Annotated in this window: 19 protein-coding genes; 9 read left to right on the plus strand and 10 right to left on the minus strand. The window is 66.2% G+C overall.

The window, feature by feature from the left end; translation table 11 throughout:
• The first annotated feature begins 53 nt into the window (after positions 1 to 53).
• A complete protein-coding gene (locus tag ACCQ05_RS16340) occupies positions 54 to 2,468 on the plus strand; it encodes a TonB-dependent receptor (protein WP_372391557.1) in 2,415 nt (804 codons plus the stop codon).
• A gap of 537 nt (positions 2,469 to 3,005) precedes the next feature.
• Positions 3,006 to 4,040: an L-threonine 3-dehydrogenase gene (tdh, locus tag ACCQ05_RS16345; protein ID WP_167394470.1), complete on the plus strand. Its 1,035-nt coding sequence runs from the start codon at positions 3,006 to 3,008 to the stop codon at positions 4,038 to 4,040.
• A 159-nt stretch (positions 4,041 to 4,199) separates the two neighbouring features.
• On the opposite strand, the gene ACCQ05_RS16350 is transcribed toward tdh, so the two are convergent.
• The 5 genes from ACCQ05_RS16350 to ACCQ05_RS16370 all read right to left on the minus strand — a co-directional run bounded on the left by ACCQ05_RS16350 (position 4,200) and on the right by ACCQ05_RS16370 (position 9,262).
• Positions 4,200 to 4,916 carry a TorF family putative porin gene (locus ACCQ05_RS16350; protein ID WP_104539819.1) on the minus strand — a complete coding sequence of 239 codons (717 nt, stop codon included), beginning with the start codon at positions 4,914 to 4,916 and terminating at the stop codon, positions 4,200 to 4,202.
• 474 nt (positions 4,917 to 5,390) lie between these two features.
• Positions 5,391 to 6,422 (minus strand): sulfate/molybdate ABC transporter ATP-binding protein, encoded by a 1,032-nt coding sequence (locus tag ACCQ05_RS16355; RefSeq protein WP_372391559.1) that lies wholly within the window; start codon positions 6,420 to 6,422, stop codon positions 5,391 to 5,393.
• Between the two features lie 7 nt (positions 6,423 to 6,429).
• Entirely contained in the window at positions 6,430 to 7,383 is a 954-nt protein-coding gene (gene cysW, locus ACCQ05_RS16360; RefSeq protein WP_104539821.1) for a sulfate ABC transporter permease subunit CysW, read from the minus strand.
• On the minus strand, positions 7,380 to 8,243 hold the full coding sequence (gene cysT, locus ACCQ05_RS16365) for a sulfate ABC transporter permease subunit CysT (RefSeq protein WP_228963549.1): 864 nt from the start codon (positions 8,241 to 8,243) through the stop codon (positions 7,380 to 7,382). Before cysT ends, cysW begins: the two co-directional genes overlap by 4 nt.
• Positions 8,244 to 8,245: 2 nt before the next feature.
• Positions 8,246 to 9,262: a sulfate ABC transporter substrate-binding protein gene (locus ACCQ05_RS16370; RefSeq protein ID WP_228963551.1), complete on the minus strand. Its 1,017-nt coding sequence runs from the start codon at positions 9,260 to 9,262 to the stop codon at positions 8,246 to 8,248.
• 170 nt (positions 9,263 to 9,432) lie between these two features.
• Here ACCQ05_RS16370 and kbl point away from each other — a divergent pair, with 170 nt between their 5' ends.
• Together kbl and ACCQ05_RS16380 are read left to right on the plus strand one after the other, a co-directional pair.
• On the plus strand, positions 9,433 to 10,641 hold the full coding sequence (kbl, locus tag ACCQ05_RS16375; protein WP_228963552.1) for a glycine C-acetyltransferase: 1,209 nt from the start codon (positions 9,433 to 9,435) through the stop codon (positions 10,639 to 10,641).
• Between the two features lie 2 nt (positions 10,642 to 10,643).
• Positions 10,644 to 11,048 carry an HNH endonuclease gene (locus ACCQ05_RS16380; protein ID WP_228963555.1) on the plus strand — a complete coding sequence of 135 codons (405 nt, stop codon included), beginning with the start codon at positions 10,644 to 10,646 and terminating at the stop codon, positions 11,046 to 11,048.
• On the opposite strand, the gene ACCQ05_RS16385 is transcribed toward ACCQ05_RS16380, so the two are convergent.
• From ACCQ05_RS16385 to ACCQ05_RS16395, 3 genes are all read right to left on the minus strand, one after another.
• Positions 10,987 to 11,847, minus strand: coding sequence for a pseudouridine synthase (locus tag ACCQ05_RS16385; protein WP_372391563.1), 861 nt, complete (start codon positions 11,845 to 11,847; stop codon positions 10,987 to 10,989). The two genes, ACCQ05_RS16380 and ACCQ05_RS16385, sit on opposite strands and share 62 nt — an antisense overlap.
• Before the next feature lie 19 nt (positions 11,848 to 11,866).
• On the minus strand, positions 11,867 to 12,373 hold the full coding sequence (locus ACCQ05_RS16390; RefSeq protein WP_372391565.1) for a hypothetical protein: 507 nt from the start codon (positions 12,371 to 12,373) through the stop codon (positions 11,867 to 11,869).
• 201 nt (positions 12,374 to 12,574) lie between these two features.
• Positions 12,575 to 13,672 carry an OmpA family protein gene (locus ACCQ05_RS16395; RefSeq protein WP_104539826.1) on the minus strand — a complete coding sequence of 366 codons (1,098 nt, stop codon included), beginning with the start codon at positions 13,670 to 13,672 and terminating at the stop codon, positions 12,575 to 12,577.
• A 414-nt stretch (positions 13,673 to 14,086) separates the two neighbouring features.
• Here ACCQ05_RS16395 and ACCQ05_RS16400 point away from each other — a divergent pair, with 414 nt between their 5' ends.
• From ACCQ05_RS16400 to ACCQ05_RS16415, 4 genes are all read left to right on the plus strand, one after another.
• Positions 14,087 to 15,109 carry a zinc-binding alcohol dehydrogenase family protein gene (locus ACCQ05_RS16400; RefSeq protein ID WP_372391567.1) on the plus strand — a complete coding sequence of 341 codons (1,023 nt, stop codon included), beginning with the start codon at positions 14,087 to 14,089 and terminating at the stop codon, positions 15,107 to 15,109.
• A 291-nt stretch (positions 15,110 to 15,400) separates the two neighbouring features.
• Positions 15,401 to 17,440, plus strand: coding sequence for an oxidoreductase (locus ACCQ05_RS16405; RefSeq protein ID WP_372391569.1), 2,040 nt, complete (start codon positions 15,401 to 15,403; stop codon positions 17,438 to 17,440).
• 365 nt (positions 17,441 to 17,805) lie between these two features.
• Positions 17,806 to 19,116: an MFS transporter gene (locus tag ACCQ05_RS16410; protein WP_372391571.1), complete on the plus strand. Its 1,311-nt coding sequence runs from the start codon at positions 17,806 to 17,808 to the stop codon at positions 19,114 to 19,116.
• 749 nt (positions 19,117 to 19,865) lie between these two features.
• Complete coding sequence (locus ACCQ05_RS16415; protein WP_064508663.1) at positions 19,866 to 20,327, plus strand: cell wall hydrolase; 462 nt, start codon at positions 19,866 to 19,868, stop codon at positions 20,325 to 20,327.
• A gap of 43 nt (positions 20,328 to 20,370) precedes the next feature.
• On the opposite strand, the gene ACCQ05_RS16420 is transcribed toward ACCQ05_RS16415, so the two are convergent.
• Complete coding sequence (locus ACCQ05_RS16420) at positions 20,371 to 22,164, minus strand: chloride channel protein (RefSeq protein WP_506191554.1); 1,794 nt, start codon at positions 22,162 to 22,164, stop codon at positions 20,371 to 20,373.
• Positions 22,165 to 22,593: 429 nt separating this feature from the next.
• Here ACCQ05_RS16420 and ACCQ05_RS16425 point away from each other — a divergent pair, with 429 nt between their 5' ends.
• Entirely contained in the window at positions 22,594 to 23,208 is a 615-nt protein-coding gene (locus ACCQ05_RS16425; RefSeq protein WP_372391575.1) for a glutathione S-transferase family protein, read from the plus strand.
• 328 nt (positions 23,209 to 23,536) lie between these two features.
• On the opposite strand, the gene ACCQ05_RS16430 is transcribed toward ACCQ05_RS16425, so the two are convergent.
• Positions 23,537 to 24,523, minus strand: coding sequence for a malate dehydrogenase (locus tag ACCQ05_RS16430; protein WP_104539831.1), 987 nt, complete (start codon positions 24,521 to 24,523; stop codon positions 23,537 to 23,539).
• Between the last annotated feature and the right edge of the window lie 66 nt (positions 24,524 to 24,589).

Below are 24,589 nucleotides of genomic sequence, written 5' to 3' on the forward strand. Positions count from 1 at the left end.
GCGCACACGTATAGCCGCCGTGCACGACAGTTTTGCGACAGCGGCCGTCATCAATGTTTCATGAGCCGTTGACACCCTGCGTCGCGAAACGCCGGTCTTGCGCCGCGCGTCCGCCCCCAGCCGTGCTCGAACAGGATTCCCCCATGACTTCCGCTCGTCGTTTTGATGTCACTCCGTTGGCGCTGGCCCTGACTGCGCTGCTTCCCGTCATGGCGCATGCCGCCGAGCCGGTTGCCGCCCGTGGTGCAGATGCTCCGGCCGCCGTGGCCGATGCTGCAGGCAACGCGACCCAGCTGGATGCGATCAACGTGGTCTCGCAGGGCAGTACACGCCAGGTACAGCGCATCAGCCGACAGGACATCGAGCAGCTGACGCCGGGCAGCAGTGCCTTCAAGGCGGTGGAAAAACTGCCAGGCGTGCAGTTCCAGTCCGCCGATCCGTTCGGTACCTACGAGTGGTCCACGCAGGTCACCCTGCACGGCTTCGATCAGAGCCGCCTGGGTTACACGCTGGATGGTATTCCGCTGGGCAACATGAGCTACGGCGTCACCAACGGCCTGCACATCACCCGCGCGATCATTTCCGAAAACCTCGGCTCGGTGGAGATCGCGCAGGGTGCCGGTGCGCTGGGCACCGCCTCCAACACCAATCTCGGCGGCACCATGCAGTTCTACTCGGCCGATCCGCAGACCACGCCCGGTGCGCGGCTGGTGCAGACGGCGGGCAGCGATGCGACGCGCCGCACCTTCGTGCGCGCCGACACCGGCGATCGCAATGGACTGTCGGCGTACCTGTCCTACGCCAACGCCAGTACCGACAAGTGGAAGGGCTTCGGCGACCAGACCTCCGAACAGGCCAACCTCAAGACCGTGTACCAGTGGGGCGACGGCAATCGCCTGAGCCTGTTCCTGGATACCTCGCGGCGCAAGGAATACGACTACATGGACCTGTCCTTGACCAGCCAGCGCGCGCTGGGCTGGGATTTCGACTACCTGCAGCCGGATTGGGCCACCGCGGTGCAGATGGCACGCGCCTACCAGAGCACCGGCGCCACCAGTGGCGTGGCCAACGGGTATCCGCAATCGCTGTCCAGCCTGCCCAGCGACTACAGCTGGCTGGATGCCAGCTACTACGCCGGTGGCGGCCTGCGTCGCGACAATCTGGCTGGCCTGTCCGGCACCTTCGTGTTCGGCGGCGCCACCCTGGATGCCACCGGCTACTACCACGCCAATCGTGGCGAAGGCCAATGGGTGACCCCGTACGTTGTCACCTCGGCGCAGATTCCTCTCTCCATGCGTACCACCGACTACGGGCTGGATCGTTTTGGCGGCACCAGTGCCTTGAAGTGGTCGTGGGGCAATCACGATCTGGAAGTGGGCGCCTGGGCCGAGAATGCGCGCACCACGCAGGGCCGCAACTATTTCGCGCTCGGCAACGAGGGCTATACCTCGCTGTACAACGTGTACGAAGCGCAGATCCCGTTCCGCCGCGACTTCCTGCAGCGCTACACCACCCAGACGCGCATGCTCTACCTGCAGGACACCGTGCGCCTGCTCGATGACCGCCTCACGTTGAACTACGGCGCAAAAGCGCTCGACACCACCACGCGCGCGCAATCGCTGGTGCCGACCACCGCGCTGGCGCAAGGCCGCATCCGCGCCGAAGACGGCTTCCTGCCGCAGGTAGGCATCAACTACAAGCTCGACGAGCGCCAGGACCTGTACGCCTCCTACAGCAAGAACATCGCCGCATTCGGGTTCACCCCGTTCGCCACCTCGCAGGCCGCCTTCGACCGCAGCCGCGCCACGCTGGAGCCGGAACAATCGCAGACCGTGCAGGTGGGCTACCGTGTGCAGGACGCGCAGTTCCAGCTCTCGGCCGATGCCTACTTCACCAAGTTCTCCAACCGCCTGCTGACCACCTCGCCGTGTACTGCGGTGCAGACCTGCGCGGCGATACTGAGCAACGTCGGCGCCGTGCATAGCGCCGGTGCCGACCTGGCGCTGATGTGGCGCCCGGTCGAAGGCCTGAGCTGGTTGAACTCGCTGTCGTGGAATCGCTCGCGCTACCAGGACGATTACCTCAACAATGGCGTGGTCGCCACCTCGGGCAAGGACGTGGTCGGCATCCCCTCGCTGATGTTCTCCTCCAGCGCCAGCTACCAGATCGGCAACCTGCGCCTGGACCTGGACGGCAAGTACGTCGACAAGCGCTACATCACCTTCCTCAACGATTCGCAGGTGCCTTCGTACTGGCTGTTCAATGCCGGCGCGCGTTACGACTTCGGCCGCCTCGGCGGGGTGGCGGACGTGGCCCTGGCGCTCAACATCACCAACCTCACCGACAAGCGCTACTTCGCCAGCACCGGCACCAACGGCTACGTCGCTTCCGATCCGGATGGCTACAACCAGACCATGGTGGTCGGCGCACCGCGGCAGACCTTCCTGAGCTTGGATGTGAAGTTCTGAGCATCCGTCGGTGGCGCCCCTCATCCGGCACTGCGCGCCACCTTCTCCCGCAAGCGGGAGAAGGGTGAAGAAGGCAGTGATGACTTCCATCAGGCGCTGCACACTCCTTCCCCCGCACGCGGGGGAAGATGCCCGAAGGGCAGATGGGGGCAGCGCGCGAACGTGGCCCTAGCGCTCGACATCACCAACCTCACCGACAGATGTGAAGTTCTAAGCGTCTGCCGGTGGCGCCCCTCATCCGGCGCTGCGCGCCGCCTTCTCCCGCAAGCGGGAGAAGGGTGAAGAAGGAAGTGATGACCTCCATCTGGCGCTGCGCCCCCCTTCCCCCGCACGCGGGGGAAGGTGCCCGAAGGGCGGATGGGGGCGGCGCGCGAAGTCGCCCCCCTGCCCGGCTCGTGATTGCCCGCTCGTGCACCGCCTGCTCCCGCCTCCCGGCAGGCGCCGGAGCAAGGTGGACGGCCGTCCTGCACTGCCGCATGGCGGATGCGGCATCGGGCATATAATTGCCGACTTATTTCACTTAGCAGGCCTCGCCACATGGCGCAGACGATGAAGGCGCTGGTCAAGCGCGATGCGGGAAAAGGGATCTGGATGGAGCAGGTGCCGGTTCCCACCCCCGGCCCCAATGAGGTGTTGATCAAGCTGGAAAAGACCGCCATCTGCGGCACCGATCTGCACATCTACCTTTGGGACGAGTGGAGCCAGCGCACCATCAAACCCGGCCTGACCATCGGCCATGAATTCGTCGGCCGCGTGGCCGAGCTCGGTTCGGCAGTGACCGGCTACCAGGTGGGCCAGCGCGTCTCGGCCGAAGGCCATATCGTCTGCGGCCATTGCCGCAACTGTCGCGGCGGCCGCCCGCACCTGTGCCCGAACACGGTGGGCATCGGCGTCAACGTCAACGGCGCCTTTGCCGAATACATGGTGATGCCGGCCTCCAACCTGTGGCCGATCCCGGACCAGATCCCGTCCGAACTGGCGGCATTCTTCGACCCGTACGGCAACGCCGCCCATTGCGCGCTGGAATTCGACGTCATCGGCGAGGACGTGCTGATCACCGGCGCCGGGCCGATCGGCATCATTGCGGCAGGCATCTGCAAGCACATCGGGGCGCGCAACGTGGTGGTCACCGACGTCAACGATTTCCGTCTCAAGCTGGCCGCCGACATGGGCGCCACCCGCGTGGTCAACGTGTCCAACACTTCGTTGAAGGACGTGATGAAGGACCTGCACATGGAGGGCTTCGACGTCGGCCTGGAGATGAGCGGCAACCCGCGCGCGTTCAACGACATGCTCGATTGCATGTACCACGGCGGCAAGATCGCCATGCTCGGCATCATGCCGCGCGGCGCCGGTTGCGACTGGGACAAGATCATCTTCAAGGGCCTGACCGTGCAGGGCATCTACGGCCGCAAGATGTACGAGACCTGGTACAAGATGACCCAGCTGGTGCTGTCGGGTTTCCCATTGCAGAAGGTGCTGACCCACCAGCTGCCGATCGACGACTTCCAGAAGGGCTTCGACCTGATGGAAGAAGGCAAGGCCGGCAAGGTCGTGTTGAGCTGGAACTGATCGGCTGATCCTGCAGATACGCAAAAGGCGCCGCGAGGCGCCTTTTGTATGTCCATTGCCTGACGTCACCTGGATGCAGGGACCGAAGACGCTGCGCGCAACGCTTCGCTACGCACGGCGACGCAGCGAAGGTGAGGGAGTCGCTTCAGCCAATCGCACTTACGGCCAGGTGACCGTTGCCGTCGCCACCAGGTGGTTCTGCGAATTCTGCTGCCCGAAGCCGAATTCGGCCGCTTCGCTGGTGTCGTAATACCCAACGCTCAAGCCCAGCGGACCGAAGGTCTTGCCGACATTCACGCCGAAATCGTTGTAGTCGTGATCCACCTGCCTGAGCGCCGAGGTATAGATGCTGTGCCCGGCGTGCGCCCCGATGGTGAAGTTGTGCGGCAGTGACCAGTTGGCATCCAGCGCGTAGTAATACCCGTCCGTCTTCGAACCGTACAGATCGTTGGTGTACGCCAGGGTCAGGCTATAGGTTTTCAGGAACGTGGTCTTGGTGATCAGCTCGGCGTAGTTGGAGGCACCGGCACCGAGGTAGTGATAGCGGTTGACCATCACGTCCAGATTGAAATTCGCGCTGAGGTCGGTGTTGTAGCCGACAAACCCATCCACCTCCCAGTCCGGATCGCCCGCGCCGAAGTCGACGTTGGAGCCCCAGGTCCCGACGTAGAAACCATACGGCAGCTTGTAGGTCAGGCCCGCCTGGAACGCAGGCTCTTCGTTGGTCTGCGAGATGCCGCGGAACAGGTAATCGCTGGTCAGCGCGAACGTGCCGCTGAGCGGCGGCGCGGGCGCCTCTTCGTCCTGCGCCTGTGCCAGCGGCACGACGCCAGACAACAGCAACGACAGACAACAAGCGAGCGAGGACGGCTTCATGGGGCTTCTCCTGGAGCGGCGGGCGGTCGGATGGCGCGAAGCGGGGGCTGCAATGAATTCTTAGTCGAACTGTCGCTGCAGCGCAACATAAAAGTCGCGCTCGCTTGATCCAGCGCACATCCTTCGCCTGGCGATGCGCCGATCCGATAGGCGTTTCATCGACCACTGCTGTGGAATCTTGATGTTGGAGATTCGGGATTCGGGATTCGGGATTCGGGATTCGGGATTCGGGAGTCGGGAGTCCGCGTCCGGGACCTGGCGTCTGGAATGCGTACTGACAGTCTCGGGCAGGCCTGTAGAGATGTGTCGTTCGCAAAGCGCCCCCGCTCCGCACGCAGCGCGGCCAGCTGGCGCCGATCGCTTGCCGATCGGTCCTTGGGATTTCGCATTCACAGGCACGGCAAGCCGGGGGCTCTCCCAGCGATCCCCGGCACTTGCATCACGCACTGAGTGAGGCGCACCCGCGGCGACTTCTCAGGCCGGAAACACCCCGTAGTGGCGTGCGGCCAGTCGCAGCTGTTGGCCGGGCTGGAAATTGCCGGCCGAGGCCGGCAGTTCCACTTCCACCTCGTTGCCCGCCGGCTGCAGGGTGGCGCGCAGCCGCAGCCGTGGGCCGCTGCGCTGCGACCAGGCCACCGTGGCCGGCCAGCCGGCGTCATCGGGCACCAGATCCTCGGGGCGCACGTAGACTTCCACCGGACCGGCGGCCAGTGCCGCATTGGCCGCCGGCAAGGCATGACCGGCCACCTGGATCTGCCCCTGCTCCAGCACGCCGGGGATGCGGTTGACTGCCCCCACGAAGGAATACACGAACGGCGAGGCCGGTGTGTCGTAGATCGCCGCCGGGGTGTCGAGCTGTTCGATGCGTCCGCGGTTGAGGATGGCGACCCGGTCAGCCAGTTCCAGCGCTTCTTCCTGGTCATGGGTCACGAACACCGTGGTCAGGCCGGTACGCTCGTGCAACTCGCGCAGCCAGCGCCGCAGGTCGCGGCGCACCTGCGCATCCAGCGCGCCGAAGGGTTCGTCCAGCAACAGCACACGCGGTTCGATCGCCAGCGCCCGCGCCAGCGCCACGCGCTGTCGCTGGCCGCCGGAGAGCTGGGTGGGATAACGCTGCTCCAGCCCCTGCAGCTGCACCAGCGCCAGCAGCTCTTCAACCCGCGCACGGATGCGTGCTTCGGCCCAGCGCTCGTTGCCGCGCCGCACGCGCAGCCCGAAGGCGATGTTCTCGAAGACATCCATGTGCTTGAACAGCGCGTAGTGCTGAAACACGAAGCCGACCCGGCGCGACTGCACGCTCATACCGGTGGCGTCCTCGTCGCCGAACAGCACCTGGCCGCCGTCTGCGTGCTCCAGCCCGGCCATGATCCGCAACAAGGTGGTCTTGCCCGACCCGGACGGCCCCAGCAGCGCCAGCAGCTCGCCCTGGCGCACGTCCAGGCTGATGTCGTCCAGCGCGGTGAAATTCTCGAACTGCTTGCGCAGGCGGTGGATACGGATGCCCATGGTGACCTCAGTGGCGGTGGTTGGCGGCCAGCGAATCGCCGTGCCGCCATTCCAGATACGTCTTCAGCGCCAGCGTCAGCAGCGCGGTCAGAGCCAGCAACGAGGCGCACGCGAATGCCGCGCTGTAGGCGTATTCGTTGTAGAGAATTTCCACATGCAGCGGCAGCGTATTGGTGCGCCCGCGGATATGTCCGGACACCACCGACACCGCGCCGAACTCGCCCATCGCCCGCGCCGCGCACAACAGCACCCCATACAGCAGGCCCCAGCGGATATTGGGCAGGGTCACCCGCCAGAACATCTGCCAGCCATTGGCGCCCAGGCTCAGCGCAGCCAGCTCCTCGTCGCTGCCCTGCTGCTCCATCAACGGCATCAGTTCGCGCGCGATGAACGGGAAAGTGACAAACGTCGTTGCCAGCACGATGCCCGGCAACGCGAACACGATGCGTGGCAGCTGGATCAGCGTCTCGCCCAGCAGCGGCAACTGCACGCGCCAGCCCTCGTCGATCAGCGGCCAGGCCCAGCCGTTGCGGCCGAAAATCAGCACGAAGATCAGCCCGGCCACCACCGGCGACACCGAGAACGGCAGGTCGATCAGGCTGACCAGCAGGCGCTTGCCGCGGAACTGGTGCTTGCTCACTGCCCAGGCAGCGGCCACCCCAAAGACCAGGTTCAACGGCAGCACGAAGGCCGTCACCAGCAGCGTCAGCTTGATCGCCGACAGCGCATCCGGGTCGACCACCGCGCGCAGGAAGGTCTCCCAGCCGCCGCGCAGCGCTTCGGCGAACACCAGCACCAGCGGCAGCAACAAGAACGCCAGCAGAAATCCCAGTGCGCCCAGGATCATCAGCCACTGCACCCAACGCGGCTCGTTGGTGGCCGAATCGGTGATGCGGCGCGCCTGCTCGGTCATCGCACGGGTCTGCAGCATCGAGGGCAACGAGGAAACAGCATCGGTCATGCCGGCCTCCGTTGATAGCGCAACAGGCGTGCCTGCAACGTGTTGACCACCAGCAGGATCACCAGCGACAGCAACAGCATCGCCGCAGCGATCGCGGTGGCGCCGGCATAGTCGAACTCTTCCAGCCGGATGGTGATCAGCAACGGCGCGATCTCGGTGGCGTTGGGCAGGTTGCCGGCGATGAAGATCACCGACCCGTACTCCCCCACCCCGCGCGCGAACGCCAGCGCAAACCCCGTCAGCACCGCCGGCCACAGCCCCGGCAACACCACTCGCCAGACCGTCTGCCAGCGCGAGGCGCCCAGCGTGGCGGCCGCAGCCTCCATTTCACGATCGCTTTCGGCCAGCACCGGCTGCACCACCCGCACCACGAAGGGCAGGCCCACGAACACCAGCGCGATCACGATGCCGAGCTGGGTATAGGCCACCTTGATGCCGGCGGCCTCCAGCCAGCGCCCGATCCAGCCGTTGCCGCCATACAACGCGGTCAGCGCGATGCCGGCCACTGCGGTAGGCAACGCGAACGGCAGGTCGATCACCGCGTCGAAGAAGCGCTTGGCCGGGAAGCGATAGCGCACGAATACCCAGGCCACCCAGGTACCCATCACCGCATTGAAGGCGCCTGCCGCCAGCGCGGTGCCGAAGCTCAGCCGCAACGCCGCCAGCACGCGCGGTTCGCTCCAGACCTTCCACAACCCTTCCCAGCCCAGCCCGCTGGTCTTGATGAAGATGCCCAGCAACGGGATCAGCACGATCAGGCCGAGCCAGGTCAGGGTGATGCCCAGACTCAGGCCCAGTCCGGGCATCACGCGGCGGCGGCGCGCTGGCGACACCGGGCGGGGTGCAACCGAGGTCTGCATGCCTACTTCTTGGCCTGGATCTGGTCGAACAGGCCGCCGTCGGCGAAGTGTTCCTGCTGCGCCTTGTCCCAGGACCCGAACGCCTGCTGGATGGTCACCAGCTTGATGTCGGGGAAGCGGGCCAGATCCGCGGGATCGGCAAACTCCCGATGCCGCGGGCGATAGAAATGCCTGGCCGCCAGTTTCTGCCCTTCCGGCGCATACAGGTAGCGCAGATAGGCCTCAGCCACCTCGCGGGTGCCGTGCCTGTCGACGTTCTTGTCCACCAGCGCCACCGAGGGCTCGGCCAGGATCGACAGCTTCGGCACCACGATCTCGAACTTGTCCTTGCCCAGTTCCTCGCGCGCCAGCAGCGCCTCGTTCTCCCAGGCCAGCAGCACGTCGCCGATACCGCGCTGGACGAAGGTGGTGGTGGCGCCGCGCGCGCCGGTATCGAGCACCGGCACATTGCGGAACAGCGCCTGCATGTAGCGCAGGATGCGCTCGCGGTCGCCCTTGAAGATGTGGTCGGCATACGCCCAGGCGGCCAGGTAGTTCCAACGCGCCCCGCCGGAGGTCTTGGGGTTGGGCGTCACCACCGCCACGCCCGAACGCAGCAGGTCCGGCCAGTCCTTGATGTTCTTCGGATTGCCCTTGCGCACCAGGAACACGATGGTGGAGGTGTACGGCGCGCTGTTGTCCGGCAGCCGCTTCTCCCAACCGCTGTCGATCAGCTTGGCCTTCTGCGCGATCGCATCCACGTCGTAGGCCAGCGCCAGGGTCACCACGTCCGCCTCGATGCCGTCGATGACCGCGCGCGCCTGCTTGCCGGACCCGCCGTGCGAGGTCTCCACGGTGACCGTGTCCTGCGGGTGCTGCTGCTTCCACTGCGCTGCGAAGGCGGTGTTGAAATCGCGATAGAACTCGCGGGTCGGGTCGTAGCTCACATTGAGCAAGCCAATGTCGCGTGCGCCTGCCGGGCCGGCCAGGGCCAGCAGGATGCACACGAAGGAAACAAGGCGGAAGCGGGGGTGTGTCACAACGATCTCCTGGCCGGGGGCACAGCTGAACAGCAAGCATGCCATGCTGCGCAGCGGCACGCAGGCGGTGAAATGACATCCGCGCCGCTGCTTATGCCGATATTGCATGACGTAGTGGTATGCCATGGTGATCGTTAAGATTGCGCTTCTTCCTTGCCACTGCGACCGCCATGACCCGTCCGCCTGCCGCGCTCACCGCCCACTACGCCGCCGAACTGGATGCCATCCAGTCCCAGGGCCTGTTCAAGTCCGAGCGCATCATCACCGGCCCGCAGTCAGCACGGATCACGCTGGCCGACGGCCGCAGCGTGCTGAACTTCTGCGCCAACAACTATCTTGGCCTGGCCGACCATCCGGACATCATCCAGGCCGCCAAGGACGCACTGGACAGCCACGGCTTCGGCATGGCCTCGGTGCGCTTCATCTGCGGCACCCAGGACCTGCACAAGCAGCTCGAGCGCACCATCGCCGCGTTCTTCGGCACCGAAGACACCATCCTCTATGCGGCCTGCTTCGACGCCAACGGCGGCCTGTTCGAACCGCTGCTCGGCGAGCACGATGCGATCATTTCCGATGCACTGAACCACGCCTCCATCATCGACGGCGTGCGCCTGTGCAAGGCCAAGCGCTTCCGCTACGCCAACTGCGACATGGCCGACCTGGAGGCGCAGCTGCAGGCCGCCGATGCGGCCGGCTGCAAGACCAAGCTGATCACCAGCGACGGCGTGTTCTCGATGGACGGCTTCATCGCGCCGCTGGACGAGATCACCGCCCTGGCCCGCAAGTACAACGCGCTGGTGCATATCGACGAATGCCATGCCACCGGCTTCCTGGGCGCCACCGGCCGCGGCTCGGCCGAGGTCAAGGGCGTACTGGACCAGATCGACATCTTCACCGGCACGCTGGGCAAGGCCATGGGCGGTGCGCTGGGCGGCTTCACCACCGCCAGGCGCGAGGTGATCGAACTGCTGCGCCAGCGCTCGCGCCCCTACCTGTTCTCCAATTCGTTGCCGCCGCACGTGGTGGCTGCCGGCATCAAGGCGTTCGAGATGCTGGACGCGGCCGGCGAGCTGCGCACGCAACTGGTGGAAAACACCCGCTACTTCCGCGAACGCATGACCGCCGCCGGCTTCGACCTCAAGCCCGGCGTGCATCCGATCAGCCCGGTGATGCTCTACGACGCACCGCTGGCGCAGAGGTTCGCCGAGCGCCTGCTGGAAGAAGGCATCTACGCGATCGGCTTCTTCTTCCCGGTGGTACCCAAGGGCCAGGCCCGCATCCGCACCCAGATCAGCGCCGCGCACACCCGCGCGCAGCTGGACCAGGCCATCGACGCCTTCATCAAGATCGGCCGCGAACTGGGCGTCATCAAGGCCTGAGCATGCGGACAGTGCTGCGCCAACGGCTCCTGCTCGCGGCGCACACCGATGCCCAGGCGCGGCTGCTGGATGGCAGCTGGGAAACCCGCTGCCTGCATTGCCGGCGGCGCCTGCACGTCGGCATCGACGGCGAACCGCTGGGGCACACCACGCTGGAACACGTGGTGCCGCAGGCCTGGTTCGGCCGGCGTGCGGCCGCCGCGCTCTGCGCGCTGGTGGGTGACGACCCCAACGACGCGCGCAATCTGGCGCTGGCCTGTGCCAGCTGCAATCACGCCAAGGGCCGGCGCCATGACGCCAACGGCGCCGGCGACGCGCGCGCGGTGGAAGTGGTGAATGCCTTGCTCAGCGCGCGCCTGGCGCGCTGGCGCGAGCCGGCGTCAGCGCCAGGACTTCCGCCGCACTGAGCATCCGCCAGGCGCCCTTGCCCAGCTCGCCGATTGCCAGCGGCCCGATCGCCACGCGCACCAGCCGCAGCACGCCGATGTCCAGCGCCGCCAGCAACCGGCGGATCTGCCGATTACGGCCTTCGTCCAGCACGATTTCCAGCCAGGCATTGCGCTCGCCTTCGCGCAGCACCTCGACCCGCTTGGCGCGCAGCAACACACCCTCGCCTTGTGGATCGGGATCGACCACCCCGGCCTGCAACTGCGCCAGTTGCGCAGCGCTCGGGTGGCAATCGATCTGCACGTGATAGGTCTTGTCCGGACCACTGGCGGGATCGGTCACCGCTGCCGCCCATTGCGGATCGTTGCTGAACAGCAGCAGGCCTTCGCTGGCCTTGTCCAGCCGCCCCACCGGCGCGAGCCACGGCAGGCCCGCGCCATCGAAACAGCGGTACACGGTGTCCCTGCCCTGCTCGTCGCGCACCGTGGTGACCACGCCGCGCGGCTTGTTGAGCATCAGATACAGCCGCGAAGGTCCAGCCAGGGGTTGGCCATCGATGGCGATGGCCGCGTGCTGCGCGGTGCGGATCGGACATTCGGGGTCGCGGATCACCCGTCCATCGACGCTGACCCGGCCATCGGCGATCCATCGGGCCGCCTCGGTGCGCGAGCACACGCCCAGCTTGGACAGCACCCGCGCCAGCCCGTGTCGCGGCGCGGAATTGCCCTGTGCAGCGGTGGACGCGCGCGCGGCGCGCGCCGGCGGTGCCGGGCCGCGCGGGCGAGGCCGGGACGTCGCCGGCGGAAGCCGCCGGGTCATGCCGTCCCGACCGCGTGGATTACTTGTTCTCGACCGGCTTGGCGTCGGCTGCCGGCGCCGCTGCGGCAGGAGCCGCGACGGGGGCCGGACGCGCCTTGACCACGCGCACGCCGCGCGCCTTCATCCAGGCGTCGAATTCTTCGGCCGTCATGCGCTTGCCGTTCTGGCTCATGTCGAAGCGCCACGGAGTGTTGTCGAAGGCGGTGGTGGCCTTGTAGGCCGCCGGATCGTTAGGGTTGACCGCGCCACCCGGCGGGATCACCTTGGCCACGTCCTGGCAGCCTTCCACGCGCAGGCGCAGCAGCACGCGGTCCACAGACTGATCGCTGCTGTAGGGCTGGGCCAGCACGCCGGTGGGCATGCCCAGCTGCACGCTGCGGGTATAGAACTCGGCGGCGGCCGGCGCAATCACGGTGGCGGGCAACGGCAGCGGCTGGGACACCATGCTGCCGGCGCAGTTCGGAGCGGCGTAGGCGGCGGGAATCAGAGCGAGACAGAGCAGTCCTGCCGTAGCGGTACGCAGCATCGTTGGTTCTTCCAATTAAGAGTATGTGTCGACGCGGCGAGTGTAGGCAGCGATGAACGCTGTTTCAACAGGAACCGTGCCGGAAGCGCAACACAGACAGCATCGCAGCCTGTATGCGAAGGAACCAGGGGACGTTTGGTACACATATAGACAAAACCCGGCGCAAGGCCGGGTTTTGTATGAAGCAGACTGGCGGTCCGATTAGTTCTGGACGTTCAGCTCGGTACGACGGTTCTTCGCACGGCCTTCCGGGTTGTCGGAACCATCCGGGTTGGCGTTCGGAGCGATCGGACGGCTCTCGCCGTAGCCGATCGGGCCGACCAGACGCGACGCATCGACGCCGTTCTTGGTCAGGTAGTCGTACACGGTGGTCGCACGACGCTCGGACAGCTTCTGGTTGTACGCGTCGGTACCCTTCGAGTCGGTGTGACCGGCAACCTCGACCTTCAGGTCGGGGTAGCGCTTCAGGATTTCGGTCGCTTCGCTCAGGATCGACACGGCATCCGGACGCAGGGTCGACTTGTTGAAGTCGAAGTTCACGCCCTTCAGGTCGATCGACACAGGCACCGGGCAGCCGTCCGGACCGATGGTCTGGCCAGGCTGCGAAGCCGGGCACTTGTCGTCGCAGTTGTTGACGCCGTCACCGTCGTCATCCAGGTCTGCGCAGCTCGGGGCAACCGGAGCCGGAGCCGGCGGCGGAGCGGTCGACGGAGCAGGTCCCAGCGGGATCACGACGCCGACCGAAGCCAGCACGTCGCCGAACCAGTCTTCCTGCGGAGCGGCAACGCTCTGGTCGTTGAAGTCGGCGCGGTAGGCCACTTCGGCACGCACGGCAACGCGCTTGTCGAAGGTGGTCTGCAGACCCACACCAGCCTTGGCGGCAAAGTTGCCGTCCTTCTGCTGGCCCGGCGACACCGGGTTCGGGGTGGCGTCGAACTCTTCTTCCGAGCGCTGGTAGCCCAGACCGAACAGCAGGTACGGGTTCCAGCCGCGGCCTTCCTGGATGAAGTGACGACGCAGGTCGAACGAGATGCCGTACTGGCTCCAGTTCTGGTCCTGGTTGGCGTCGAAGTTCGGATTCTGGTAGTTCAGCTCACCGTCGATCGACCAGTTCGGGCTGACGAACTTGCCCAGGCCCAGGGTGACGAACGGAGCATCATTGGTCAGACGGTCGTTGTCCTGGAAGTTGAAGCCAGCGCCACCGGTCAGGTACCAACGGTCATCGAACTCCTGCGCGGAAGCAGCCTGGGCCACTGCCAGACCGCCGAGCAACGCGGCAGTGAGAATTTTCTTGTTCATTTATACAGCTCCTTCTTTGGGAGATAAAACCGATAGAGGCGGTGTTCTTGGTAAAGATGCTCGTCACATCCAGAGCCATCGGGGCGCAGATTAAGCCGGCCTCAGTGAAGATCGCGTTAACGGTCATATAACATGTGAAAGCAATCGCCAGGGCTGCAAACCCTAGCCAATACTACGTATACAGTTTCATGAAGAAAAGGACCGGGCACCCACTTCTGCCGATCGCGTGATATGAACGAGAGCCGAATCGAGCACATTGGAGACGGTTACAACACGGCCCGGTTTTGACCTTCCTGAGCGTTGGAAAAACCACATTGGTGAACGCCAGGCCCCGTTCGAGCTGAATTGTGGGGTCCATGGTTGCAGCCAACTTGCTTCACAACGCACCCTGAACTCCCCACCAGGAGCGTCCCGATGAAAGCTGTGGTCCTCACCCGTTATCTTCCGATCGACGATCCGGCGTCGTTGCTCGACATGGAGCTTCCGGCTCCCGGAGCACCGTCGGGGTATGACTTGTTGGTACGAGTGGAAGCGATCTCGGTGAATCCGGTCGACACCAAGATGCGCGCGCCCAGGCAACAGCCCCTGGAAGCGCCGAAGATCCTGGGCTATGACGCCGCTGGCGTGATCGAGGCGGTGGGTCCGGACGTCACGGCGTTTGCGGTGGGCGACGAGGTCTACTACGCCGGCGACATCAGCCGGCCGGGCAGCAACGCGCAGTACCAATGGGTGGATGCGCGCATCGCCGGCTGCAAACCCACCTCACTGAGCTTTGCCCAGGCCGCGGCGCTGCCGTTGACCACGCTCACCGCGTGGGAGCTGCTGTTCCAGCGCATGCCGTTCGCCTTCGACGGCGCACGCAACCGCGGCCGGCATCTGCTGATCATCGGCGGCGCCGGCGGGGTTGGCTCCATCGCGATCCAGCTGGCGCGGCATGCCGGCTTCACGGTGATCGCCACCGCATCGCGGCCGGAGAGCATCGAATGGGTGCGGCAGATGGGCGCCCAGTATGTGATCGACCATCACCAGCCGCTGCACCCACAGTTGCAGGCGCTGGGCCTGCACAGCGTGGATGCGGCGCTGAACCTGGCCGACACCGATCTCTACTGGCAACCGCTGGGCGAGATCCTGGCGCCGCAGGGGCATGTCGGCCTGATCGTCGAGCCCCGCGGTCCGTTGCCGATCGGCGACCCATACAAGTCCAAGTGCATCGGCATTCATTGGGAGCTGATGTTCGCCCGCTCGCGCTACGCCACCGACGACATCGTGGAACAGCATCGCATCCTCAACCGTGCGGCGAGCCTGATCGACGCGGGCGAGTTGCGCACGACACATACCGAAACGCTGTCGCCGATCAATGCCGGCACCTTGCGTGAAGCGCACCGTCGGCTGGAAAGCGGCAGCACCATCGGCAAGCTGACCTTGGCCGGCTGGTAGCCGTGGCAGGTCGCGTTTCGCTGCCGCCCCTGCACTGAAGCGGCCATCGGTCCGCAGCGAAACAGCAATGGCCCCGAGGCTCGCGCCTCGGGTTCATTGCACCTCGAAACCAGCTGCCACAGCAGGCATGGGCCGGCACTGCGCCGGGCAGCTCCTGGCATGGCAGGCGGTGTCACCTCGGCGATCCGGTGGCGGCGGCGCAGCCCTCACCCCGGACTTGGGCACCGGGGACTTGCCGCCACGCCCGTTTGCCTGCATCGTGCGCACTCCGTACGCCAGCGTATCCACATCATGTCGCCCGCCACCGGCCCTTCGCCCTCGCCCTTCCCGCACCTGTTCACGCCGCTCGATCTGGGCTTCACCCAACTGCGCAACCGCGTCCTGATGGGCTCGATGCACACCGGGCTGGAAGACCGTGCACGCGATTTTCCCAAGCTGGCGGCGTATTTCGCCGAGCGCGCGGCCGGTGGGGTCGGCCTGATCGTCACCGGCGGCTTTTCTCCGAACGTGGTGGGCTGGCTCAAGCCGTTCGGTGGCAAGCTGTCCTGGCCCTGGGAAGTGCGCCCGCACCGCCAAGTCACCCGCGCCGTGCACGAGCATGGCGCCAAGATCTGCCTGCAGTTGCTGCATGCCGGGCGCTACGCCTATCACCCGCTGTCGGTGGCGCCGTCCAGGCTGCAGGCGCCGATCAATCCGTTCACCCCGCGTGCCCTGTCTGCGGCAGCGGTGGACCGCCAGATCGCCGCCTACGCGCGGTCGGCGCGGCTGGCGCGCGAAGCCGGCTACGACGGTGTGGAGGTGATGGGTTCGGAAGGCTATCTGATCAACGAGTTCACCGCCGCACGCACCAACCAACGCAGCGATGCCTGGGGCGGCGATGCGGCAAAGCGCATGCGCTTTGCGGTGGAGATCGTGCGCCGCATCCGCGAGGCCTGCGGACCGGACTTCATCATCATCTACCGGCTGTCGCTGGTGGACCTGGTCGAGGACGGCAACCAGTGGCAGGAAATCCTGGCCCAGGCCCAGGCGATCGAAGCGGCCGGCGCCACCATCATCAATTCCGGCATTGGCTGGCACGAGGCGCGCATCCCCACCATCGCCACCTCGGTGCCGCGCGCCGCGTTCGCCAGCGTGACCGCCAAACTCAAACCGCACCTGCGCATTCCCGTGGTGGCGAGCAACCGCATCAACATGCCGGAGGTGGCCGAGCGCATCCTGGTCGACGGCGCGGCGGACATGGTGTCGCTGGCGCGACCGCTGCTGGCCGACCCGCAGTGGACCAACAAGTCGCGCACCGGGCAATCGCACACCATCAATACCTGCATCGCCTGCAACCAGGCCTGCCTGGATCATGTGTTCGAGAACAAGCTGGCCACCTGCCTGGTCAACCCGCGTGCGGTCCACGAGACCGAGCTGGTCTACACCCCCGCCGCCACGCCCAAGCGCATCGCCGTGGTCGGCGCCGGCCCGGCGGGGCTGGCCTGCGCGACGGTGGCGGCCGAGCGCGGCCACCACGTGACCCTGTTCGATGCGAGCAATGCGATCGGCGGGCAGTTCAACGTCGCCAGGCGCATTCCCGGCAAGGAAGAGTTCAACGAGACGCTGCGCTACTTCAGCCACCGCATCGAGGCGACCGGCGTGCAGTTGCGCCTGGATACCCATGTGCAGGCAGCCGACCTGACCGAGTTCGACGAGGTGGTTCTGGCCACCGGTATCGAGCCGCGCAAGGTCGACTTCCCGGGCGCCGACCATCCGATGGTGGTGAGCTATTTGGACGTGGTGCTGGGCCGCCATGTCGCTGCCGACAAGGTCGCGATCATCGGCGCCGGCGGGATTGGCTTCGATGTCGGCGAATTCCTGGTGCACGAGGGCGAATCCGTGTCGCTGGACCCGGCGCGCTGGATGGCCGAATGGGGCGTGGATGCGACCTTCGAGACCCGCGGCGCGCTGGTCAGACCGCAGCCCGAGCGCCCTGCCCGCCAGGTCTGGCTGCTGCAACGCAGCCCGGGGCGGCCGGGTGCGCGGCTGGGCAAGACCACCGGCTGGATCCACCGCGCCACACTCAAGGCCAAGGGCGTGAAGATGCTCGGCGGCGTGGAATACCTGGGCGTGGACGATGCCGGACTGCGGATCCGCGTGGAGGGCAGCGAGCAGTTGCTCGATGTCGGCACGGTGGTGATCTGCGCCGGCCAGGAACCGCGCCGCGAGCTGCAGGCCGCCTTGCAGGCGCTCGGCAAGCAGCCGCACCTGATCGGCGGCGCCGATGTGGCAGCCGAGCTGGATGCCAAGCGCGCGATCAACCAGGCCAGCCGACTCGCCGCAACCTTGTGATGTCTGCGCCGGTGCCGCCGCCCTGCGTTTGACGGCGTGGCCGCTGGCGCATGCCGGCTGACCAGGGCCGGTCGACGGGCAATCGTCGGAATCCCTTCGTTCTGGAGGGGCACTGGCCTCTGTCGCGCCATCGCCGCTCTGCGGCAACCGCTGCGGGTCGTGCCCCAGGCCGCATGCCGGTCGCGCACGCCCGGCCCGCCGCGGCGAAGCTGTTGATAGCGCCAGCGCGCGTACTGTGGATCGAAACAGATCCACGCCGCCGCGCAGCCCCTTGCCAACGCCCGAGGCAGGCGTCGCAACCGCGCGCGGCGGCGGCATCCTGCGGCCTTCTTTTTGTTGTCGCAGAACACGTCTATAACCGGCCCATGCCAGCCTCGACGACAGCGCCGCCGCCCCTCACCCTGCCGCTGTCGGCGATGCTGGCGTACGCAGCTGCGCACTTCGGCAAGAGCCTGCTCTGGTACACCGGCGAGCTGTTGCTGATCTTTGCCCTGACCGAATACGTACAGCTGAGCGCCACCGCCGCCGGCGTGTCGGTCGCAGCGGGCCTGGTAGTGAGTGCAGTGATGGGCGTGCTCGCTGCACGTCGCTGGCAGGCAAGCAGCAGCCTGACCTGGGCCGGTCATGCGCAATGGCGCGGCGTGGCCATCGCCGCCGTGGCGATGGCGCTGCTGTTCCTGGTGCCGTGGTTGCCTGCGCCCACGCGCCTGGCCTGCGTGTTGCTCTTCAGCCTGTTGTTCCGCGCGGCATACGCAATGGGAGATGTTGCGCAGAACACCTTGCTTGGCCTGGGCCGCTGGCCATGGCGGGGCGCCAAGGGCGTCAGCGCACTGCGGTTGGTCGGCAGTGGCCTGGCCGCATTGTCGGTCAGTGCGACGATCGGGATGCTGGTGCATTCCAGAGCGCATGCAGGCGCCTGCCTCGCGATGGCGGTGGTGGCTGCCGTCAGCACGCTGGCCATGCTGACGGCATGGCGGCTGCGCCAAGCACTATTGCCGCATGCGCAGCACATTGCAGGCCCGGCAGACATAGCGCGTGCAGTCCTGTGCAGCGCATCTGTGCTGCCACTGCTGGTGATCGCAGTGTTATCGCTGGCCCTGCCCACCTTTACCAAACTGGCGCCGTATCTGGCGCAAGCGCTGCTCCCTTCGCCAGGCTGGGGCAGCGCCGTTCTGATCAGCTACGCCGTCGGTACCGTGGCCATACAGCCGCTTGCGGCACGGTTGCAGACCGGCGCTGTCCAGCGGCTGGGATGCAGCGGGCTCGCGTTGGTCGTGTTCGGGCTGCTGTTTGCGATGAAGACAACACGCAGCGTATGGCCCGACGCCACGCTGGCATTCGGCATGGGGATGGCAGCCGGCGCAGCCGGGCAGTGGGCGTGGGCACGACATGCCGAACTGGCCACGCACTATGGCCCCGCGCAACAGGCACGCGGCGTCGCAATCCTGACGGCCGTCGCCCAACTCGCGCTTGCATCAGGCAGCGTGCTGATCGGCCTGTTGCTGCACTTGAATAACGATCATGCCGCCGGTCATGCACAGTTGGCATGGTCGATGGCGATCGGCCCTGTGCTCTGCGGTGCGGCATGCGTGTTGCTGGCCTGCGGCAACCCATCCCGCATGACGCCCCGACAGCAGCGGCATAGTGAAAGAGCGAACCTGCCGCAACGAGCCTGAACGCTGCTCGCCAGAGGCGTGCATACCTATCTTTTGACGGCCCGACGCAAGAGCGCGCATCGGTTGCAGCGAGCGGCCAACTCGAACGCATGACTGATCAGAAGACGCAGTCGTGGCCGAGTCGCGCCCTGCGCGTCATCTGGTGGTGACGAACTGGTTCAAACTGGGTGCGACGCCGATACAGCGCGAGCGGCGTCGGCGGCTTCTCTGCTCACGCTCGTCAGTCACGCGCAGGCACGAATGCGCAGCTGACGGCGTGTGTTGCCAGGCATCTGCGTGAGGCCGCGCATCGGTTGCCCGCTACACCTGTCCCACAACTGTCCAGCCGATACGATCGGCCTGCGACGCCTGGCAGACGCTGCATGCCGTCATGCCTGAATCCCTCCACCCATTGCCATGCGCGTTGCCAATGCAGAGATATGCAGACGGATGCGGCGACGCCACCGGTCCGTCGCTGTGCCGATGCGACGCGGCTGCGCTGCCGCAGTGCGTTGTGCACGACTGCGCAAAGCAGGCACAGCAGCCCCCTGCGCTGCGTCAACCCCGTCCATTCAGCCTCGATTGTGTGATCGCCGCCTACCTTGCGCCAACTTTTTGACCCACCCACTTGGTGGGCACCTTCGGCAACTCTCTTTCGCCGGAGACCGGGCGGCCCGTGACAGGTCGCCTCCCCATGACGCCAAGCCTTTCGCACTGGTGCATCCACCTTGGATGCCCTGCGGACCGGCCCATACGGAGCAAGGAGTTGTATGAAGATGATTTGGATTTTCTGGCTGGCGCAATTGATGCCGCAGCCAGCTGCGGATTCGCTGTGCTTGAGTACCACCGTGTACCTGGAAGCGCGCGACCAGACCTTGCGCGGCCAGCAGGCTGTCGCCGAAGTCGCATTGCGCCGGCTGGACAGCGGTCTGTGGGGCGATTCGATGTGCGAAGTGGTTACCGCACGCAAGCAGTTCGCACCGACCATCGTGGCGCCGGGCACGCAGCTGAAGAACGATGACGCCTGGAACAAGGCGCTCGGTGTCGCACTGGCTGCAGAGCGCAATTGGGCATTGCCGGCTGGTCAGCGCAAGGAAATCGTGCCGGGTGCCAGCCACTTTGCCGCCAGCGCGATTGCAAGCCCGAGCTGGCGCAATGCCTATCAGGTGGCCACCATTGGCGACCACACGTTCTATCGCGTGCAGAAGCTGCGTCCGCGCACAGCGTCGTAAGCGACACACCGCACCATGCTGCGGCGTGTCGCTACCGCCGTCGTCACGCCTCTGGAATTATCTGCGCTGTCTTTGCCCGCATTGGGCCGCGCGCAGTGCTTCGCACGATTTCCCTGGCGGCGCGCAGGCGGCCGCCATGCGCCGCGAGCAGGTCGCTACGCGTGATGATGCCGATGACACGCAAGGTCTGCCGCCCATCCACGACCACCAACCTGCCGACACCGGCATCGCTCATGTGATCGGCGGCTTCGCGGAGCGAGTGCTCTTCGCCGATGACCACCGGAGCACGCTGCAGCAGCGCAGCCAGCGGCACGTCATCGCCCAGACGCAGGTCGAGCAGATCGCGGCGTGTCAGCACGCCGCGCAGCATGCCCTCCGCGCCGGTGACCGGAAAGCCCTGGTGGCTGACCTCGGCACCGCCACCGCGCACCCACTGGCGCACCTCGCCCAGCGTCTGCGTTGTCTGCAGGCTTACCACGTCGCGACTGCACACCGTGCCTACTGCGATCTGATCCAGATGATCGGCACTGTAGTCGGATGGAACGCGAACGCCGCGGCGCACGATCTTCTCGGTCATGATGGTGTGGCGCATCATCAAACCGGAGACCAGATACGCCGCAGCGCAGCCGCCCAGCAGTGGCAGCAGTCCGTGCGTCTGCTGTGTCGCTTCGAAGGCAAAGATCACCGAGGCCAGGAACGCGCGCGATGCGCCGGCGAACATGGCCGCCATGCAGACCAGCGCTGCCATCCGTGGGTCGACGCCGAGCCAGGGTGCATGGCTCGCCACGGCAATCCCGAGCACGCCACCCAGCGCACCTCCGATGGTGAACAACGGCGCCAGTGTGCCGCCAGAGGTTCCACTGCCCAGCGCCACCGACCACGACACCAGTTTGGCCACGCACAGGATCAACATCGTGCCCAGCCCCACGCCACCGCCCAATACCAGAATGATGTTGTCGTATCCCACGCCCAAGGTCCGCGGCACCCAGTAGCCGACGACGCCCACCACCACGCCACCGATCGCCGGCCACCACATCCAGTGCAGCGGAATCCGTTCGAATGCATCTTCGATGCCGTAAGTCAGGCGTGTCACGCCGACGCTGATCGCGCCGACCACGGCTCCCATCGCCACATAGGCGAACAAGGCACTCAACGCCGCCGGCGGCAGCGTCGGCATGGGAAATACCGGGCCAGTGCCTTCGAATACGCCGTGCATCGCGGCCCCGACCATTGCCGCCAGCGCCACCGGAATCAGCGAACGCGCGCGGCGTTCGAACAACAGCAGCTCCACCGCCAACACCACCGCCGCGATCGGGGTTGCAAAGATCGCGGCCATACCGGCGGCAGCACCTGCGGCAAGCAGGGTCTTGCGTTCGTCGGCAGTGACATGCAGTCGTTGCCCCAGCAGCGATCCGAGTGCGCCGCCGGTGGCGATGATGGGTCCTTCCGCACCGAATGGCCCGCCGGTGCCGATCGCCACGGCCGACGATGTCGGTTTGAGCCAGGTCATGATGGGCGGAATGCGGCTGTCGTTACGCAGCACCTGTTCCATCGCCTCGGGAATGCCGTGCCCCCGAATCGCACGCGACCCGTAGCGCGCCATCGCACCGACGATCACGCCACCGACCACCGACACCGCAATCGCCCAGGCTCCCAAGGCGTGCTTTGCCGGGCTGACCATCTCCACGCTCAGACGCCCGAAATACGCCAGGTTGGTGACCAACCCGATCAGCGCCGTCAGCACCTGCGCAACGCCCGCCACGACGAAGGCCAACATCAGGCCGAGACTGGCGATCCAGACCACGCGGCAATCCAGCGGCCGAAACCGAGCCGGCATCTGTGCCTGCGCCAGTGCTGGATCCAACGATGGGGCGAGCGGAATCGCCACGCGCGAGTGCGTGCTGGAGGTGGAATCGATCAAGGGGAGGACGTCAGAAGTGGGACGCGGCAAAGGCTACGCCGATCGTCTCGCAGTAGCTGGCTCAAACTTAAACCCGTGCGTCATGCGTCTGTCGGGACAAGCGTGCCTGGAACGGTCCATGTGCATCCACCGCACCGCCACGATCGGCACTGCCGCAACACCGGCGGCGGCATCTGCGAAGGACCACATCGGCCTCGTCCTTGCCGCGCCTGTCGCGCCGCCTGCATCGAGGCACGCCGTCACGCCCGTCCGTCTCCAGTGGTGCGCCGCGCGTCGCCCGTCCGGCGCCACAGCTCGCAGGGCAACCCGGCTAAGCTTGTGATCCTGTTCCTCACTGGATTGACCATGAAGCTCTACACCAAGCCCGGCGCCTGCTCGCTCGCTGACCACATCGTCCTGCGCTGGTCCGGGTTGCCGTTCGACCTGGTGGTGGTCGATGCCGCCACCATGAAGTCGCCCGACTATCTGCAGCTCAATCCGGCAGGTGCCGTGCCGTTGCTGGTCATCGACGATTGGGCGCTCACGCAGAACGCCGCCATCCTGAATTACATCGCCGACATCGCGCCGCTGACCGGCCTGGGCGGCGATGGAAGCGCGCGCAACCGCGCCGAGATCAATCGCTGGATCGCATTTTGCAATGCCGATGTCCACCCCACCTTCAAGCCGATCTTCGGCAGCACCGCCTACTTGCAGGATCAGGCATTGATCGCGCGCAGCCACGACGATGCGCGCAGCAAGTTGCGCACGCTCTACGCGCGTGCCGATGCGCATCTGCAGGGCCGCCAGTGGCTGGCCGGCGACAGCCATACCGGCGCCGATGCGTATCTGTTCGTGACCTTGCGCTGGGCCCGCAAGGCCGGCGTGGACGTGAGTGGGCTGACGGCACTGGATGCCTTCTTCCAGCGCATGCAGGCCGATGCCGACGTGCAGGCTGCGCTGAAGGCCGAAGGCCTGGAATAAGAGCGACTGACAGAACGACTGCAGCCGTGAGGCCTACACGGCCGGTACCCGGTGCGGCATGTACCACGCGCACCCTCCCGAGCGCGCCGTCCGCACCCGCCTGCCGACGGCTCGCGGCGTCCTGTTATCCACTCCACGCGATAACGCGGCCAGGGCACGTAGCTGGGCCGCCGATTCACGGGGGCGTCGGCACGGCGCGTTGTCGCAGCGCGCAGTGCACTCCACGCGGCACCGCCGCGATGCCCACCCGCTGGTGTCACCGCTGGTGAGCAGACACAAAAAAACGCCGGGCAATGCCCGGCGTTCTGACTTGCGGCAACCGTGGTACTCAGCCCAGCAGATGCGACACGCCGCTGCGCTCTTCTTCCAGCTCGGCCAGGGTCTTGTCGATGTATTTCTGGCTGAAGTCGTCGATCGGCAGATCCTTGACCAGGGTGTACTGGCCGTTCTCGGTAGTGACCGGGAAGCCGAAGATCACGCCTTCGGGAATACCGTAGGAGCCGTCGGACGGCACGCCCATGGTCACCCACTTGCCGTTGCTGCCCAGCACCCAGTCACGCACGTGATCGATGGCGGCGTTGGCGGCCGACGCAGCCGAGGACAGCCCGCGCGCTTCGATGATCGCCGCGCCGCGCTTGCCCACGGTCGGGATGAAGGTGTTGGCGTTCCATTCCTGGTCGTTGATCGCATCACCGATGGATGCGCCATCGGCGGTGGCGAAACGGTAGTCCGGGTACATGGTCGGGCTGTGATTGCCCCATACCACCAGCTTCTCGATGCCGCCGACCGGCTTGCCGAGCTTGAGCGACAGCTGGCTCAGCGCGCGGTTGTGGTCCAGGCGCAGCATGGCGGTGAAGTTCTTCGGGTTCAGATCCGGCGCCGACTTCATCGCGATGTAGGCATTGGTATTGGCCGGGTTACCGACCACCAGCACCTTGACGTCGCGCTTGGCCACCTTGTTCAACGCCGCGCCCTGTGCGGTGAAGATCTTGGCGTTTTCCAGCAGCAGGTCCTTGCGCTCCATGCCCGGACCGCGCGGACGCGCGCCGACCAGCAGGGCCACGTCGATGTCCTTGAACGCCACTTCGGCGTCGTCGGTGCCGACCATGCCGGCCAGCAGCGGGAACGCGCAGTCTTCCAGCTCCATCATCACGCCCTTGAGCGCGGCCTGGGCCTTCTCGTTGGACAGTTCCAGCAATTGCAGGATCACCGGCTGATCCTTGCCCAGCATTTCGCCCGAGGCGATGCGGAACAGCAGGGCGTAGCCGATCTGGCCGGCAGCGCCGGTCACAGCAACACGAACAGGTGCTTTCATGGGGTGTTTCCTCTGCTAAAAAGCGTTGGTGGGGGTGGCGCGCTGGCGTGGCCGCAAGGCCTGGCG

Source organism: Xanthomonas sp. NCPPB 3582, assembly GCF_041475735.2.
In the GTDB taxonomy this organism is placed as follows: Bacteria; Pseudomonadota; Gammaproteobacteria; order Xanthomonadales; family Xanthomonadaceae; genus Xanthomonas; species Xanthomonas codiaei.